This is a genomic window from Palleniella intestinalis (assembly GCF_013166595.1).
In the GTDB taxonomy this organism is placed as follows: domain Bacteria; phylum Bacteroidota; class Bacteroidia; order Bacteroidales; family Bacteroidaceae; genus Prevotella; species Prevotella intestinalis.
The window spans coordinates 509970-526509 of the sequence record NZ_JABKKG010000002.1 but is presented as its reverse complement, the minus strand read 5'-3'; the positions used below and the strand labels follow the sequence as shown (position 1 = coordinate 526509).

Sequence of the window (16540 nt, the reverse complement as noted above, 5' to 3'; positions counted from 1 at the left end):
TTTTTTTGCATTGCAGGTTAATCTTTAATGGGAAGGTTCCTCCTTCTGTGTATAAGAGAACCCTGTCGCTACGCTCCGGAACCTCTTATACACAGAAGGAGGGGACTCATATACAGTCAAGAAATTGCACTTCTATCTTGAATGTATACCTTGTTGCTCTGCAAAAGTAGTATGTGTCAATGTCAATAACAGTGCTAAAATAATTGCCTTTTTCATTTTCTTTATTGTTGTTTTTATTGATTAAACTGCTGCAAAGTTACTATAAATAAAGTTTTCATGCAAGAATAAAAGTTTGACAGACAAAAATTTTATATTACTAATATTCAGATATTTACAAAGTATAAGAAGATAACTTCCTGTACAAAGGTTACAAAAGTTTGACAGACATACATAATGAAGGCCGGCTACGAAGTCATTGCAATGACTTCGTAGCCATACAGTCTGGTCAAGATTAAATTTCGGATTATATATTCTCTCTTAGAACTGGAACTATATCATTAAACTACAATTGTTTCATAAGTTTGCGCACATAGATTCCTATATTAGTCTGGTGCTCATCAATACCAAGCTTCTTGCGTATATCACTACTGATATGATAATGTCTTTTCAGTTGCATATACTCTCCGACCTCTTTGCCACGCAAGCCTATTGCGTACAAACACAGGTAGTTGATCTCATCAGTGGATAACCCATGGTTTTCAAGATACTCCATAAACTTAGGATGGGACGCTGCAAAAGCAAGACGTGTTGAATCCATGAACTGCTTTTTGTCATTTCGGACTGTCTCTATCCACTTATTGTACGGCTTGGCATAGCTGTCATTATTGGTTATCTCTTTTGCCAAGAGGGCGTTCAGCATATCAAGTCTGCTCTTTATGACATCCTGAATAGGTTTTGCCATTTCCATCTGTTCCCTCTGTAAGTCTTTCAGATTGTCACGTTCATCTTCCAACTGAGAAATTTCTAATTTGAGGTTGGCAGTTTCAAGCTCCGCCTTTTCTTTTTCTTTACGCAGGTTGTCCTGCTCAAGTCTCAGATTCTCATTCTCTTTCTCTGCCAGAATGCGCTTGGTTCTGTTGATGTAACCTTGATAATATAACCAGCCAACAAGTATTACCAAACCAAATATACCAAATAACGTTCCCCAAATAATTCTGTCCCTTTCCTGAATTTCCATGAGGCTTTTCATCTCCAGTTGATGTTTTTTATCGGAAAACAACAGGTCATGTGAAAGCAAGTCATTTTGATAACGCTCATGCATAGCTGAATAGTCTTTATACGCATGCAAGGCTTGCTCATACTGACCAAGCTTCTCCAAAATGTCAATCTTTATCGCAATATATTTGAGCGAATCCAAAATAAATTCGGCAGGAGTGGTTTCCGAAAGAATCTTTAAAGCTTTGTCGTGCTCTCCAATTTTTGAATAGCCCCGGGCAAAATCCATAGTCTCATCGGTTGTCAACTCCATGTCCTGATATTCATCTAAAAAGGCTTTGATGTCATCATGTGAACAGAATTCTATTGTATAAGACACCAATGAAGGAAACAGATACGCTTCACCATCAGGATTCTTTTGCACTAAAGGCATGCAAATGGATATAATGCTGTCTGCTGCGGATTTGTCATTCATCATAACATAACCGTCAATGGCTTTCGTATAACTTTTGATTTCAAGTGCGTTTCTACCGATAGCACCATATAATCTCGCAGCTTCCATATTATTCCGAACAAACTCTTTTGTTTTGTACTGTTTAAGATACAGCGTGCCCTGTGCCACAAACGTATGAGCCAGCAGCAAGGAGTCCGTTACACTTTGTCGCAAATCGCAACAATTCATGAAAGAACGCATTGCGGAATCATCATCCCCCTGGTTCTGATAAATCCTGCCTTGATAATAATATGTACGGAGTTGTTCATCTGAAGTTCCTTTTTTGATGTAATAATCAATGGCGGGCTGAAGAACATCAAACTCCGTTGTGTCAATGCTGTTCTTATCTAATGCCATGGATTTGAGCAGTGCATATCTTGCTGCCATTTCTTTACCATTAACATCGGAAGCCGGAATACTCTCCAACACCGCAAGTGCGGAGTCTGGCTTGGTCTCCATAAGGTTCTCTGCAATGTCCATCTGTTGCAATACCGATGCGTCTTTCCCACAGGCAACCAACAGCATAACAGTAACCAGTATGGAGAAGAGTTTCCGGACATGCGCTCTTTTACATTGGCGCAACTTTCCTTCTTTGAAACACAACCTATGAGGAAAATATATTTCAATCTTATCTTTATATGCGCTAATATCTGTCATTTTGTAATCAATTGTTTTTGTAATCACTTGCAAAATTAATGATTTTATTTTATATTGCGAATAAATTGTAAAACAAATTGATTGGAATGTGGAAAATAGTATTAAGCATAATAACAAAATCGAGCTTGCGGAATGATTTCATCCGCAAGCCCGAGACCATATTATTCGGTAATAGTGTTCTATAGGAGAACACCTGCATTAAGGAAAAATCCGTTAATCAAGAGCAGAATGCCCTTTCATGGGAGTCTTTTAGTCAATCTCCTTTATCTGCTTCTTGACAAGTTCTATTTCTTCTTTGAGTTTCTCCACACGGCGGTTCATCTCGTCAAGGAGTGAGTTGCCCTTCTTGGAAGATATTGAGAGGAAACCAAGGTTGTTCTCATAAGTCTTAAGGTCGCTCTTCATCTGCTCCAGTCTGCGCTGCAGGCGAGTGCGCTCATTGTCAACGGCCTGCTCGCCACGCTTCGCAGCAGCCTTGATGTTCTGCTTGAAATTATCCATGCGGCGACGCTGGCTGTTGGCATTCAGCACCTTGTGAATCTTGTCAAGGGCAGCATGATAGTCATCGTAAATATTGTCCTTCTCCTTGAACGGCACATGACCAATCTCATTGAACTTATCAATAAGCTCGCGCATGCGCTGTTGCAAGTCGTCACCTGCCTCCTCGGCAAGACGTCCAAGTTCCACGACAATGTCCTTCTTCTTCTGCAGATTCTCCTTCTCAGCGTTGCGAGTTCCGGAATTAGCGGCATTGCGTGCCTCAAAGAAATGGTTGCATGCGCCAATGAAATCCTGCCAAAGCTGGTCACCAACTTTCTTTGGAACCATACCTATCTCTTTCCATTCCTTCTGCAGCTGCATCATCTTGTCCGCTGTCTGCTTCCAGTCTGTGCTGTCCATGAGAGCCTTAGCCTTCTCGACAAGAGCCAGCTTCTTCTCCGCATTCTCAGCGAAACGCTCCTTCATTTCCTTGAAATACTGTGTCTTGCGTTGGAAGAACATGTCGCAAGCGATGCGGAAACGCTCGAAAATCTTCACGTTCATCTTCTGCGGAGCGAAGCCTATTGTCTTCCATTCAGCCTGAAGGGCGAGGACAAGTTTTGTCACCTCCTCCCACTCGGCAGAGTTCTGGCACTCGCGCTTTGACAGTTCCTCTGCCTGCTCGCAGAGAGCTGTCTTCTTTGTAAGGTTCTCTTCCTCCTTCGCACGTATGTCCTCAAAATGCTGCTGGTGGCGCTTGTTCACCACTGTGCTTGCCGCCTTGAATCGTGTCCACACTTGCTCTCTCAGGTCTTTTGCCACAGGTCCCACCTCACGGTACTCCTGATGCAGGTCCTGCAACTGGTGGAAAGCGCTGATTACATCTTCCTCGTCGGCAAGCTTCTCTGCCAGTTCGCAAAGGCGTGTCTTAGCCTCAAGGTTCTTCTTGAAATCATACTCACGCGCTTCGGAGTTGAGTTTCAGCAAGTCGTAGAACTGCTCCACATACAACTGGTAAGAACGCCACATCTCGGTAGCATTCTCTGCCGGCACCTGGCCAATCTCCTTCCACTGAGCCTGCAAGTCCTTGAATTCCTGATAAGACTTGTTCGCCTCCTCCGGAGATGTCACCATCGTCTTTATCTTCTCTATGATGGACTGCTTTTTCTCAAGATTAGCCTGCTTTTCTGCCTCTTGTGCAGCAAAAACTTTCTGGCGTTTCTCACGGATGACAGCCATCGCCGTCTTGAATGTCTCCTCCGTGTCGTCAGCCTGTATGACATATTTCTCCGGGTCACCACCCTCATCAAGATATGCCTTTAGTTTTTGCTCACGCTCTTGGAAATGCAATTTGTAGAACAAGCTCTTAAGGAGTTCAACCTCTTCCTTCTCAGGAGTTTCTTCACTTTGAGCAAGTTCCTTTACACGTTCGATAACCTGCGCCATTGTCTCATAACGCTTCTCTTCAGAGTCCATCATAACTTTTGTTTTAGTTTGAATCGATGTTTAATTCACTATATAATTTGGTGCGAAATTACAAAAAATATTCTATATCTGCAAATAATTCGATAATTTTTCGTATCTTTGTGGCGTACAAAAATATAAAGACATGAAAACGATAACAATTGAGGTCAGTAACCTCAGCATATTGCCCAGTCTGGAAAAAGTACTTAATGCACTGGATGGAATAAGAATCGTCACGCCTGAAAAACGCACAAGAATACAGAAAGCTGTTGATGATGCGCATTCCGGCAAGAATTTCCGTGCTGATTCTGTTGACGACCTTATGAAACATCTGTTAGGATGAAGTACTACATTGAGACATCACGGCATTTTGACAAAGCTTTCAGGAAATGTATAAAGAGAGGGCTTGACCCCAATGAATTCCGTATTGTGGCAGGCTATCTTGAAGAAACCGGTACTGTTCCCAGGAAATATAAGCCGCACAAATTGTCTGGCAAATGGAATAACCTGTGGGAGTGTCACATACAGCCTGACTGGTTGTTAATATGGGAGAAGAACGAGCAGACTGTGACAATCATCCTAATTGACACCGGTACTCATTCGGACTTGTTTAAATAAGTTTGGCGACCATACGAGTCTGCGCATTCTCGGTACAAATAAGCTGTATGAATAAGCGGTTTTCTACAAAACGCCCAATAACAAAAACATAACTAAAGAAGCAAAAGCCAACACATAATCATTTACTATAAACAAGCCACTTTGTGGCATAATCTAACTGATAACATAATGAAGAAGTTAATAATTCCACTTTTAATCCTTTTCGCATCGGCAGCACATCCGTCATTCGGCAATGACCGCAACGATGCCTACATCTTCACATCATTCCACGAACCATCAACTGACGGCATGCGCTATCTCTACAGCTATGACGGCCTGCAATGGGATAGCATCCCCGGAGTGTTCATGCGCCCGGAGATTGGTAACACAGAAGCATTCATTGATGCTTTCACCGGAGAGAGCGTAATCCCGACTTTCGCCCCTGATGAGCGTGTGCTCCGCGATCCTTCCATTACCCAAGGACCTGACGGAACGTTCCACCTCGTGTGGACAACCCAATGGCGTGGCAGCCGCGGATTCGGCTATGCACACTCCAAAGACCTTATCCATTGGTCAAAGCAGATTGAGATTCCTGTGATGAAGAACCATCCCACCAACAACGTGTGGGCACCGGAAGTGTTCTACGATGATGAACTGAAGGAATATTTCATTATCTGGTCATCACAGATTGACCCAAACAACCGCACGGCGGAGGACATGAAGGGCACAAACGGCTGCCACCGCATGTGGTACTGCACGACAAAGGACTGGAAAACGTTCTCACCTGCCAAACCTTACTATGACCCAGGATTCAACAGCATCGACGGATTCCTGTTGAAACGTGCGTCCAAGGACTATGTGCTTGTCGTGAAGGATAACCGCAAACCAGGCTATTCCAACCTCTTCTGCGTATTCAGCGACTCACCTCACGGGCCTTTCCATTCACCGACCAAAGTGTTCTCGCCGTCCTACAGCGAAGGACCTTGTGCCGTGAGAATAGACAGCGGAAAGGGCAAGAAACAGCAGTCGGAATGGGTCATCTACTACGACCAATACCGCCCTGCACAGCAGTTTGAGGCCGTCTCCACAAAGGATTTCAAGACTTTCACACCGATTCCCGAGCGCATAAAGGTGCCTGCCGAACATAAGCATGGCACGATTGTAAAGGTCAGCCGTGAAATCCTTGATAATCTCCTGAAGTATGCTACATCTCGCTAACATATTCCTTCTCGTCCTGTCGCTCTCCATATTCCCCGCCAAGGGAATGCAGAAACGCAATGCCACACAGCAGAAAAAGGTTGTGGGGCAGACAGTTTCGGGCACAGGAAAGCAGCAGAAAGGTAAGGCGACATTCTATTCAAAGCGTTCAACGGGGGCAAGGACGGCAAGCGGTGCACGCCTGCATCATGACAGCTTGGTGTGCGCTCACAAGACTCATCCTTTTGGGACACGCCTGAAAGTGACGAACCTGCGCAACAGCAAGTCTGTAATTGTCAAAGTCATTGACCGCGGTCCTTTCCGCCGCGGCTGTGTTATAGACCTCTCATGGCGTGCAGCGAAAGAAATCGACATGATAAATCAGGGTGTGGCGATGGTCATGGTTTCTGTTGTCAAGGATGAAGTGCATACTCCATACAAACTGAAAGAGCAGACCGACAGCGTAGAGTTTGACATTGAGGGCAGCGAATTTTATGATGGGAAAGTACCGGCATGGCAAAAGCAATAGGCATATTGTCTGTATGGCAAGAACTTTTTATGGAGACTGGTACATGAAGATGAATTCGGCGATTTGGTATTTTTATATGCCAAATTGCCGAATTCTTTTTTGTTAGTGTACAAGGTTTGTTTGATGAGGTGCCGGTAATTAAGTTAGTCCGCAAAATTAAGCGACATTATTTTCAATCGTTATGTATGGATTTGCCTTTCGCCTTCTCTGCTTGTCCTTTTTGGTGAAAACCATAGGTCTCATCAGTCATGCAACCCGCTGCACTCCCTCTTCAGCCTACGCTTTTCCCTCAAAAATAACAGCGCAGATAATGCAAATTAATTTTGTGGACTAACTTATTTCTGAAATGTTATCTTTGGGATAACAAGATTTCTCCTTATTATAATACAAAGCATCATCTTTCGGAAGATTGTGTTTGTAGCCTTTTGTATGTTCTTGTTTGTTAATTAAATACAGCTTTTGTAGCCTGTTTGTATATACGACACCATTGAGTTTTTAGAAGGATATATAGATACGTATGCACAGCAAAGCTGTTATGTGTCGATACAGGTCGTTTTTATTGGCTTATGATGGGGAGTTTTATCATTTATGCCTTGTCTTATATACATGACATTGACATCTGTCAAAAATAAAGTGTCGAAGTGTAATTTTTGAAAGGAAAATTGTAATGTTTGTTCCAAAAATGATTAATTTTGCACTCGGAAAATATAGACTGTACGGACATCATTCCGTCACGTCAGGAAACGCTCTTACTTCAATAGACAAACACAAGGATTAAACCTGGGTTCGGGGAATTGGGAGAGATGGCGCCATAGTGAATAATGGTACAGGATAAAGGTGAAAAGATTGTTGGCATGCCATAATCGGCAGGGGTTTGTCGCCTCATGATGACCAATCTCCTTAAAAATTGCTAATTCTGTAGGTGCAAGTTCGTATTTTTCAGTCGAAATGATTAATTTTGCACTTATTATTTATTCAAACAAGGAATAATTAGCGTGAAAATACAGGAAATCGTTGACGCCCTTGAACAGTTCGCGCCTCTGCCCTTGCAGGAAAGCTACGATAATGCCGGCTTGCAAGTTGGATTGACAGAAGCGGATGTCTCAGGGGCATTATTGTGTCTGGACGTCACGGAGGATGTGGTCGATGAGGCCGTCCGCCGTGGCTGTAATCTGATTGTTTCCCATCATCCTTTGCTGTTCCGCGGACTGAAGTGCATCAGTGGCGGTGACTATGTGCAGCGTGCGGTGATTAAAGCCATAAAGAATGATGTATGCGTGGTTTCGATGCATACCAATCTTGACAATGCCGAGGGTGGCGTGAACTACAAGATTGCGGAGCTTCTCGGTCTTGATGATGTCGCATTCCTTACCGAAGGTGGTAGTGGAGCGATAGGGACGCTTGCGGAACCTGTGGAACCAGTGCGCTTCATACAGCATGTGAAGGAGCTTTTCGGAGTGGAATGCTGCATGACAAACGCCCTCTTGGAACGTCCGATAAGCAAGGTTGCCGTCTGTGGAGGCGCAGGCTCGTTTCTTCTTGGCAAGGCTTTGGAGCAAGGCGCGGACGCTTTCATAACCGGAGAGATGCACTATCATGAATTCTTCGGTGCGGAGCAGCAGATACAGATAATTGTGATTGGTCATTATGAATCAGAGCAGTATACAACAGAATTGCTGTGTCGGATTATGACAGACAAGTTCCCGGAGGTAAGGACAGAGATGTATGGCAGCACAAATCCTGTGCGTTATTGGTAAGGAAAATGTTGGAAACCGCTGCCGTCATTGCCGGTGATTGGCTGCATTTGTTGGTATCACCGACATTATTGACACTACTGATAAAAACATAAAAATAACACATAACATTACAGAATATGGCAAAGAAAGCAAAGGAAATGACGGTCGAGGAGAAGCTCAAGGCCCTTTATCAGTTGCAGACAACTCTTTCTGGTATAGATGAAAAGCGTGCCCTTCGTGGTGAGCTTCCACTTGAGGTAGAAGACCTTGAGGACGAAATTGCCGGTTTGGAGACACGTATCAAGAACCTTTCTGATGAGGTAGAGTCTTTCCGTCAGGCTATTGTCACAAAGCGTGACGACATCGTGCGTGCAAAAGAGAGCCTTGAACGTTACAAGGCGCAGATAAATGATGTACGCAACAACCGCGAGTACGACGTGCTGACAAAAGAGATAGAGTTCCAGAATCTGGAAATACAGCTCTGTGAGAAGAAAATAAGGGATGCACAGGTTAAGATAGAAGAGCGTACTCGTGACAGTGAACGTGCAAAGGCTCAGATGGATAGCCGTAAGGCAGACCTTGACTCCAAGCGTGCCGAGCTTGACGAGATTATGGAAGAGACACGCGCAGAAGAGGAACAACTCCGTGAGAGGGCTGAAGACCTTGAACTGCGTATCGAGCCACGCCTCCTTCAGAGCTTCAAGCGCATCCGCAAGAATGCACGCAACGGACTCGGTGTGGTTTATGTGCAGCGTGACGCCTGCGGTGGATGCTTCAATAAAATACCGCCACAGCGACAGCTTGACATCAAGATGCACAAGAAAATCATTGTTTGCGAGTATTGTGGTAGAATCCTTGTTGACCCAGAACTGGCAGGTGTGAAACCTGTTGTCACTGTTGACGACAAACCAAAGCGCAAGCGCGCCACTCGTACAAAGACATCAGCAGAGGATTAGTCCTTTCCTGTCACTCATGAGGAACAGGCAGCATCCCTGATGGGAAGAATGGCAGCCGTTCCTTATTGACAAAACTGCCTTTATTGGTACATGAAAAGCCATATCATTACTCAAGAAATGCAGAGTGTGATATGGCTTTTCTTCTTATTGTGCAAAGAAATGGCAATCGAGGTGATAATCTTGTATGAACGGACAAAATCTTGATACATGTCATTAAAATTGCTTCGGATAGTATATTATTCACGGTTAAAATGTTTAAATTCCACGATTTTTTGGTAATTTCGCACGCAGGGATAAACAGATATGTTCCATAATTATGTTTAAGATATTAGGAAAGGTATGCATTGCGGTGACGGTATGTTCCGGGCTAACCGCTTGTTTTAAGGATGAACCTCTGAATGCCGAGTGTGACATCGAGAAGGCTTGGGTGCATTATGAAAAGCCTGAGGAGTGCACTTGGAATCTCAGTGACACTATTATAGAGAGGGTTTTAACTAGCAAAAGTACTGTTACGTTCAGAGTGAAGCCAGGAACGGACAGAAGCCGTCTCGCACCACAGTTTGTTGTTACGGAAGGAGCGACGCTCTCTCCTGCAAGTGGTAGTGTGCAGGATTTTACGAATGGTTCAGTGGTATACACCGTCACATCTGAGGACGGTGATTGGCAGCGTGTTTACAATGTCTCTGTTATCGAAGAACTCGGTATGGTCAGTGATTTCAATTTTGAGAATTATTTTGTGGTGCAAGAAAAAAACAAAGATAAATACCACCAATGGTATGAATGTCGTTTGGACGGAAGCCGGAATGATTGCTGGGCAACAGGTAATGGTGGTTTCAAAATAGCCAATGGCAGCGCAAAACCTAACGAATATCCTTCTGTTTCCATTGAGGACGGATATGAAGGAAGAGGAGTGAAATTAGAGACGAAATCAACAGGTATATTTGGAGCAATGGTAGGTATGCGAATAGCTGCCGGTAATCTTTTTCTTGGCGAGTTTGACTCAACTATGGCTATGAAGGGGCAGGAAGAGGCATTGCATAGTACAGAATTTGGTGTGGCATTTGATAAAAAACCTATTAAGTTGACCGGTTACTATAAGTATAAGCCGGGTCCCAACTTCCAATACAAGGATGGAACGATTGACCCGCAAAAGCAAGATGAGGGCGCGATTTATGCAATACTTTACCGTAATCATGACAAGAATGGAAACATTGTCAGACTTCATGGCGACGATGTGCAGACAAATAGCCATATTGTAGCTAAAGCAATCCTTTCTGAGGTTCGTCCTGTTGACGAGTGGACACAATTTGAGGTGGATTTTGACTATTATGGTACAGATATAGACCTTAGTGTGTTGAATTCTTTCGGCTATAATCTTGCTGTTGTTTTCTCTTCAAGTAAGGACGGTGCGTATTTCAATGGAGCGATAGGAAGCACACTATATATAGATAAAGTGAGCGTCATTTGTGAAACATCAAAATAAACATATCCTGATGATACGTAAAGCAATTACAGTGTTAATGTTGGCAGCAATGGCTGTCACATCACATGCAGAAAACATTTTGGACGGCTGGGACTACTATGCGCGTCTCGGATATAACATTGGTGGCACGGCTCCGGTAGGTATGCCGGCAACGATACGCAGCATGAATGATTATAGGTTGATGGCCAACTTCTCCCTTGGACTGGATGTCTCAAAGCCTTTGAAAGGAAATTGGGGCGTGCTTACAGGTTTGCATCTTGAAAACAAAGGTATGGAAGTGGATGCCACAGTGAAGAACTACCACATGGTAATGACTCAAGGTGGTGAGGAAATAGAGGGTTACTATACTGGCAATCTCGTCACAGAATGTGAGGAATGGATGCTTACGCTTCCTGTCATGGCGACCTATAAGGTGCATAAGAATGTCATGCTGAAGTGCGGTCCATACATTTCTTATGTCTCAACAAGAGTGTTCAAGGGCTATGTCTACGACGGTTATCTGCGCCACATCACCCCTGTGGGCGATAAAATAGAGATGGGCAACACTGAAGAGTCACGTGCAACATACGATTTTAGTGAGCACATGCGCCGCATACAAGTGGGCATTGATGTCGGTGTCGACTGGCAGTTCAGCAAGCGTTGGGGTGCATACGCTGATTTACAGTGGGGACTGAACGGCATTCACAAAAACTCGTTCACGACTATAGAACAGACACTATATCCAATATTCGGAACGATAGGCGTGATGTATAAGCTGAAATGATGTGCTCGTGCGACAATGAAATGTTTTAATTTGAGTGTCAGTGGCAACAATGTCGCCGGCATTCAATAGGGTAATAAATTATTTTTTTTAACACAGAAAATTATGAAAAAACTATTTACTTTTCTATTTGCTGCAATGGGATTGACAGCAATGGCTGACAATACCGTTACGGTAAAGTATGATTTCGAGAACTACAAGCTTGAGACAAATGGGCTACCTACAAATCCCAAATTTTATTCTTGGTATGAACTGAATTCTGATGCTACAGAAAATCCTATATGGGCGTCAGGCAATAGTGCTTTCGTTCTTTCTGTGATGCTTGGTGGAGGTGACAAGTCTCCGGCTGCATTCCCAACATCAATGGTTGAAGAAGGTTTCGATGGTGCTTGTGTGAAATTGGAGACAAAGTCAACAGGCGGAATGGGTGTAGGAATGGGAATGCCGATAGCTGCCGGAAATTTGTTTGTCGGATCTTTCGATTCAGAAAATATTATGGATCCTATGGCAGCAACACAGTTTGGCAAGGTATTCGACAAAAAGCCTTTGAGATTCTCTGGCTATTACAAGTATCAGGCTGGTGAGAAGGTTACTGATAAAAAAAATCAAGTTCTTGAAGGAAAAGTTGATAAAGGACAGATTTATTCTGTACTCTACAAGAACAAGGATGCGGAAGGCAAGGATGTTGTCCTTAATGGTGCTGATGTGCTTACAAATGAGAACATTGTTGCCATAGCTGATGCCGGTGAAATCACAGACGTAGCAGAATGGACAAAGTTTGACGTTTCGTTCGATTATAAGGAAAATGTCATTGACGAGGAAATCCTGAAGGCCGGTGGCTACAGCCTTACTGTTGTGTTCACTTCAAGCGTCGAAGGTGCATCATTCATTGGTGCGGTAGGCAGCACAATGTACGTAGACAAGGTGGAACTTGTTTGTGAAGCAGCTGAGTCTTCAACTACATATACAGACAATCTTAAAATCACACTGAAATCCGTTGTTGACGGCTCATCAAATGTTATCGAGAGTGAGAATGCCCAAGTTATTGTAACAAAGCAGAATGATGGAAAATATACATTCACTTTGAAGAATTTCACTTTGGACATGGGTGAGGCAGGTTCTATGTCAGTTGGCACAATTCATATAAAGAACCTTGAGGGTGCAGAGACTGAGAATGGCATCAGTCTTAAGGCTGACAATACTGTTGCCGAAGTGGTTGACGGTGATGATGAAAATGTTGAATGGATGGCAAAAAATCTTATGGAACTGTTCAAGGATAATGGTGGTGTGCCTGTTAGTCTTGATGCAGAGATGACAAAAGATAAACTCTATGCAAAGTTGTTCTTGCCACTTGGATTCATGAATGTGGATGTTGAGTTTGGTAGCAAGACTTCAACCAGCATCGACAACATCAGCAACGGTGCAGCACAGCAGCCTGCAGCCATATACACTCTTGACGGACGCAAGGCAACTGATATGCAGCCGGGCAATGTCTACATCATCCGCAAGGCTGACGGCAAGACAGTGAAGGTCATCAAGTAAGAATAAACACTATTCTTCAACAGAATACCATCAGAAGGGCAGGAATCCGCTTTTGGAATTCCTGCCCTTTTTGCAGTTTCGTGGTTTTGTTTTGCAAAGGAAAATTGCAAATGTTCTGTATTCACTTAGCAGCCACGTGTTTTAGATTTCCTCTCTTCTGAGACATCTGGCAAGGAATCGCATATTCTCTTGCAAGAGACGTGTCCCGCGAGGCTCATCTCCGGGGAAAGGTATCATTGCGTCAGCAAAGCATCCTGCGTCAATAAGCATTCGTAGCTGCTCAGCCGGCATGGAATTTGGATTAAGAATCAGTTTTACGCCATCCTTTTTAGCCGCCTCCTCGTTGTAATAAGGATTGTCCGGGGATTTCAACGTGTCATGGTATTTTTTCATTTCACGGATAGAATTATCCTCTGTAACAATCGTTACACGATTATTATTGAAAATGATGCGTTTGCCATTATTCTTGTGTATCATGTCTTCGCATGTTTTTTTGTTTCTGGCAGTTATTTTCTTGTTGTCAGCAACTCTTTGGCAAATCTCGTCGTAGTGTGCTTTTGCATCACTGTCATTGTTTTTATGCGTCATTGAGCATAATCCATTGACATTCCAGAGACCGTTAAAATGCACCAAAGTCGTGGTTAGGTAAGTGCAGTCCTTCACGCTTTTTTGATCCATTTGGTTGATACTGTCAATCTCTATCTCCAGTTTTTCGTCTTTCGGTGAAAGGACCTTGATGGTTTCAGGCGTGACGCTGACAATGCGATATAGTGCAATGTCACGGTAGTCCATGTTGCTGAGCGTTTCGAGGTTCTTGTCGTTTCCCGTCACTTTGCACATTTCGCAGAGCCACTCCTTCGGTTTCAGTGCCAACGGGCCAATAGGTGTGCTTGCGGCGAATATAGACATTGTTATGTAATGCAGGAATGAGTCCGGGTAATTTTGCTCCAATCTGTCATCAAGCTCCTCCTCAAATTGATAGATATGCTCCTCTATGCCGCCGGAGTAGTAGAGCAGATAAGCCTTTTCGCATAGCCACATCAGCAATTTCTTTACGATAAAGAAATCATTGCTGCCGGCCATTTCGTAGAACTGTTCTACAAGTTGCTCGTTTATCGCAGTCTTTTCAAACTCGCTTTCAAACAAAGCGTAGATTTCCGTAGCTTGTTCTTCTATCCATGGCAAGAACGGATTTATTAAGGTCAGTTCGCTATTGGATGTCAAATAAAGCCATAAAAGGAATTTTATGTCAGGAAGATTTACTTCGTCAGGATAATATCCCTCTTCGTCAATGTCATAGAATGGAAGCCATTTGCCATACATCTCGCGATGTTTGTTGACAAAAGCCTGCCATAATCCAAGCCCGGAGATGCTGTCCTCATAATACAATGTGAGAATCATTGCCAGCTCAAAACACTCCTCAGCGGTGACAATTCTTCCGTCATCGTTTGTGCCGGATAAAATGTAGTAAACTTTATTCGCAATGTCCGCATATTCTGAGTCTGTGGCATAAGGCTTGCCGTCAGGACGGAAATTTATGAAATCCTTCGGAAAAATTACCTTCTTTCTCTTGCCATTTTGTACCTTACCTTTCGCTGTCGGTTTGGTTGCAGTTTTGCGGAATGCCATAGCAAGTCTTGCATTAGCTTCTTCTGTGTCAAACATTTTTGGGTCGAAGTCCATGTCCTCAATGAGCCAATTGCATTCTTCTCCGTCTTCACCTCCTGCCGGTTCCGATTTCAGCACTTCATAGCCCCACGGCCCGCCACAGTCCTCGGGAGGGCATGCTCCTTTGCCGGCGAGGCACAGTGGGAACAGCAGGTTTTCGTTTTTTGTCGCTTCCAGCTCAATGTCATGGTGCCAGTCGTCGCTGAAATCGTAAGTGTACTTCAGTTTTTTGCGCTTTTCGTGGAGATAGTCCTTGATTTTTGCCTCTCTCGCATCAATGACGTTTCCGTTCATTTCCGGCAAAACGCTTTCCTCGGCTATGCCAATTATGAACGAATTGTCATGTATTTTTTCCGTGAACTGATACAAATGTGCGTTCTCCCAGCCCATAGCCTCCTGTATAGCCAAGTGCAACTGGTCGAATGTGTAGTCGGTAGGAATGAGTATTCTTCGCCATACAGGTGGCTTGCTTACGTTAAGCAGTTTTATTTTCAGCTGATAAACCATCTTATTGTTTGTGTAATTAGTGACTTTATGAAATATTCCTCAAAGTTACAAGAATTCCATGTCATATCCAAATAAAATAACCTCTTTTTGATACTATATTGCCTGCGAAACAGTATTTCAACACAATGGTAACCATTTTGTAACATCTTGCAGTTAACTTTGCAGGCGAAAACAAAAAAGCATACCGGAACATGAATATTCCAAGAATCATCCTGCCACTCCTGCTCTTCGCCCAAGGAACAATCACCGTCTGCCATGCACAGGACAGCCGCCCTTCATATATGCCGGAAATCCACGGCACGATACGCGCGAAATACGAATATGCGCCGCAAACAAACCGTGGACGCTCGGAAGTCAGGAATGCAAGAGTGAGCGTAAATGGGAAAATCGTCCCGCAAATTTCCTATAAAGCGGAAATAGACCTCTCTGATGAGGGCAAAATAAAAATGCTTGACGCTTACGCACGGTTCTCGTCAAAGAGTCTTATGACAAGCATAGCAATGGGGCAGATGCGGGTTCCGTTCACGATCGACGCCCATCGCTCACCCCACCGGCAGTATTTTGCCAACCGTTCGTTCATTGCCAAGCAGGTCGGCAATGTCCGCGATGTCGGTGTGTCAGCAGCACACAGTTTTGGAGAGACTGTTCCTGTAACCGTGGAGGGTGGAATATTCAATGGCTCGGGACTGACTGACCAAAAGGACTATTGGACGAGGAGCTATAATTTTTCTGTGAAAACGACTGTCTGTTTCCTTGAACGGTTTACGGCTGTCGCCGGTGTGCAGAAGACAAGGCCTGAGGATATTAGTATAATAATGTGGAATGCCGGTGCATTCTACCACACGTCCCTTTGGCACATTGAGGCGGAATATCTCCGCAAGAACTATTCCGGCGGTGCTTTCCCCGGTGTGAATGCCATCGACGCTTTTGCCAGCCGACGCTTCCCTGTAAGGAAATATGCGAACGGCATCTCCGTGCTTGCACGCTACGATTACATGTCCGACCATTCCGACGGCATAAAGGATGAGAATGGTGTGCTTACAGCAAATGATGCGGAGCGTCATCGCCTTACATTCGGAACAACACTTCATTTTGGTACAAAGAAGATATTTGCAGACCTGAGAGTGAACTATGAAAAATATTTCTACAATAAAAGCACCACACCTAACGTGTCGGAACGCGACAAGATTGTGGTGGAACTGATGTGCCGCTTCTGAGTAGGGGCAAGGTTTTGTGATGTTCCATACATCATTACAATTGTGTAGAACTCACGTTAAAATAAGGTATGGTAAATATGTCAAAGAGTACTGTAATCG

At 43.9% G+C, this 16540-nt stretch carries 13 protein-coding genes; 10 read left to right on the top strand and 3 right to left on the bottom strand.

The genetic code is table 11. The features are described from left to right. Nucleotides 1-502 precede the first annotated feature (502 nt). Nucleotides 503-2305: a hypothetical protein gene (locus HPS57_RS04665; protein WP_172180612.1), complete on the bottom strand. Its 1803-nt coding sequence runs from the start codon at nucleotides 2303-2305 to the stop codon at nucleotides 503-505. Between the two features lie 249 nt (nucleotides 2306-2554). Continuing rightward, on the bottom strand, nucleotides 2555-4264 hold the full coding sequence (locus HPS57_RS04660) for a DUF349 domain-containing protein (protein ID WP_172180610.1): 1710 nt from the start codon (nucleotides 4262-4264) through the stop codon (nucleotides 2555-2557). A 130-nt stretch (nucleotides 4265-4394) separates the two neighbouring features. Here HPS57_RS04660 and HPS57_RS04655 point away from each other — a divergent pair, with 130 nt between their 5' ends. The 9 genes from HPS57_RS04655 to HPS57_RS04615 all read left to right on the top strand — a co-directional run bounded on the left by HPS57_RS04655 (nucleotide 4395) and on the right by HPS57_RS04615 (nucleotide 13049). Further along, nucleotides 4395-4592, top strand: coding sequence for a hypothetical protein (locus HPS57_RS04655; protein WP_172180608.1), 198 nt, complete (start codon nucleotides 4395-4397; stop codon nucleotides 4590-4592). After that, entirely contained in the window at nucleotides 4589-4867 is a 279-nt protein-coding gene (locus HPS57_RS04650; RefSeq protein WP_172180606.1) for a type II toxin-antitoxin system RelE/ParE family toxin, read from the top strand. Before HPS57_RS04655 ends, HPS57_RS04650 begins: the two co-directional genes overlap by 4 nt. Nucleotides 4868-5035: 168 nt before the next feature. Then, on the top strand, nucleotides 5036-6064 hold the full coding sequence (locus tag HPS57_RS04645; protein ID WP_172180604.1) for a glycoside hydrolase family 43 protein: 1029 nt from the start codon (nucleotides 5036-5038) through the stop codon (nucleotides 6062-6064). Then, nucleotides 6048-6572 (top strand): septal ring lytic transglycosylase RlpA family protein, encoded by a 525-nt coding sequence (locus HPS57_RS04640; RefSeq protein WP_253946458.1) that lies wholly within the window; start codon nucleotides 6048-6050, stop codon nucleotides 6570-6572. Before HPS57_RS04645 ends, HPS57_RS04640 begins: the two co-directional genes overlap by 17 nt. 995 nt (nucleotides 6573-7567) lie before the next feature. Continuing rightward, nucleotides 7568-8329: a Nif3-like dinuclear metal center hexameric protein gene (locus HPS57_RS04635; RefSeq protein ID WP_172180602.1), complete on the top strand. Its 762-nt coding sequence runs from the start codon at nucleotides 7568-7570 to the stop codon at nucleotides 8327-8329. A gap of 116 nt (nucleotides 8330-8445) precedes the next feature. After that, nucleotides 8446-9264, top strand: a complete 819-nt coding sequence (locus HPS57_RS04630; protein ID WP_172180600.1) for a zinc ribbon domain-containing protein — start codon at nucleotides 8446-8448, stop codon at nucleotides 9262-9264. Nucleotides 9265-9580: 316 nt separating this feature from the next. Beyond that, nucleotides 9581-10747, top strand: coding sequence for a PCMD domain-containing protein (locus HPS57_RS04625; RefSeq protein WP_172180598.1), 1167 nt, complete (start codon nucleotides 9581-9583; stop codon nucleotides 10745-10747). A 10-nt stretch (nucleotides 10748-10757) separates the two neighbouring features. Then, a complete protein-coding gene (locus tag HPS57_RS04620; protein WP_253946457.1) occupies nucleotides 10758-11510 on the top strand; it encodes a porin family protein in 753 nt (250 codons plus the stop codon). Nucleotides 11511-11612: 102 nt separating this feature from the next. After that, nucleotides 11613-13049: a PCMD domain-containing protein gene (locus HPS57_RS04615; RefSeq protein ID WP_172180596.1), complete on the top strand. Its 1437-nt coding sequence runs from the start codon at nucleotides 11613-11615 to the stop codon at nucleotides 13047-13049. A 141-nt stretch (nucleotides 13050-13190) separates the two neighbouring features. On the opposite strand, the gene HPS57_RS04610 is transcribed toward HPS57_RS04615, so the two are convergent. Beyond that, the gene (locus HPS57_RS04610) at nucleotides 13191-15224 is read right to left on the bottom strand and encodes a DUF3843 family protein (RefSeq protein WP_172180594.1); all 2034 of its coding nucleotides are present in this window, start codon (nucleotides 15222-15224) and stop codon (nucleotides 13191-13193) included. 191 nt (nucleotides 15225-15415) lie between these two features. Between HPS57_RS04610 and HPS57_RS04605 the strand changes: the two genes are divergently transcribed. After that, nucleotides 15416-16441, top strand: coding sequence for a porin (locus HPS57_RS04605; RefSeq protein WP_172180592.1), 1026 nt, complete (start codon nucleotides 15416-15418; stop codon nucleotides 16439-16441). Nucleotides 16442-16540: the final 99 nt, after the last annotated feature.

What these genes read in the sequence shown, in the direction of transcription:
- HPS57_RS04615 (WP_172180596.1), top strand. Translation starts at nt 11,613, where the DNA reads ATGAAAAAACTATTTACTTTTCTATTTGCTGCAATGGGATTGACAGCA.
- HPS57_RS04605 (WP_172180592.1), top strand. Translation starts at nt 15,416, where the DNA reads ATGAATATTCCAAGAATCATCCTGCCACTCCTGCTCTTCGCCCAAGGA.
- HPS57_RS04610 (WP_172180594.1), bottom strand. Translation starts at nt 15,224, where the DNA reads ATGGTTTATCAGCTGAAAATAAAACTGCTTAACGTAAGCAAGCCACCT.
- HPS57_RS04630 (WP_172180600.1), top strand. Translation starts at nt 8,446, where the DNA reads ATGGCAAAGAAAGCAAAGGAAATGACGGTCGAGGAGAAGCTCAAGGCC.
- HPS57_RS04620 (WP_253946457.1), top strand. Translation starts at nt 10,758, where the DNA reads ATGATACGTAAAGCAATTACAGTGTTAATGTTGGCAGCAATGGCTGTC.
- HPS57_RS04645 (WP_172180604.1), top strand. Translation starts at nt 5,036, where the DNA reads ATGAAGAAGTTAATAATTCCACTTTTAATCCTTTTCGCATCGGCAGCA.
- HPS57_RS04660 (WP_172180610.1), bottom strand. Translation starts at nt 4,264, where the DNA reads ATGATGGACTCTGAAGAGAAGCGTTATGAGACAATGGCGCAGGTTATC.
- HPS57_RS04665 (WP_172180612.1), bottom strand. Translation starts at nt 2,305, where the DNA reads ATGACAGATATTAGCGCATATAAAGATAAGATTGAAATATATTTTCCT.
- HPS57_RS04650 (WP_172180606.1), top strand. Translation starts at nt 4,589, where the DNA reads ATGAAGTACTACATTGAGACATCACGGCATTTTGACAAAGCTTTCAGG.
- HPS57_RS04640 (WP_253946458.1), top strand. Translation starts at nt 6,048, where the DNA reads ATGCTACATCTCGCTAACATATTCCTTCTCGTCCTGTCGCTCTCCATA.
- HPS57_RS04655 (WP_172180608.1), top strand. Translation starts at nt 4,395, where the DNA reads ATGAAAACGATAACAATTGAGGTCAGTAACCTCAGCATATTGCCCAGT.
- HPS57_RS04625 (WP_172180598.1), top strand. Translation starts at nt 9,581, where the DNA reads ATGTTTAAGATATTAGGAAAGGTATGCATTGCGGTGACGGTATGTTCC.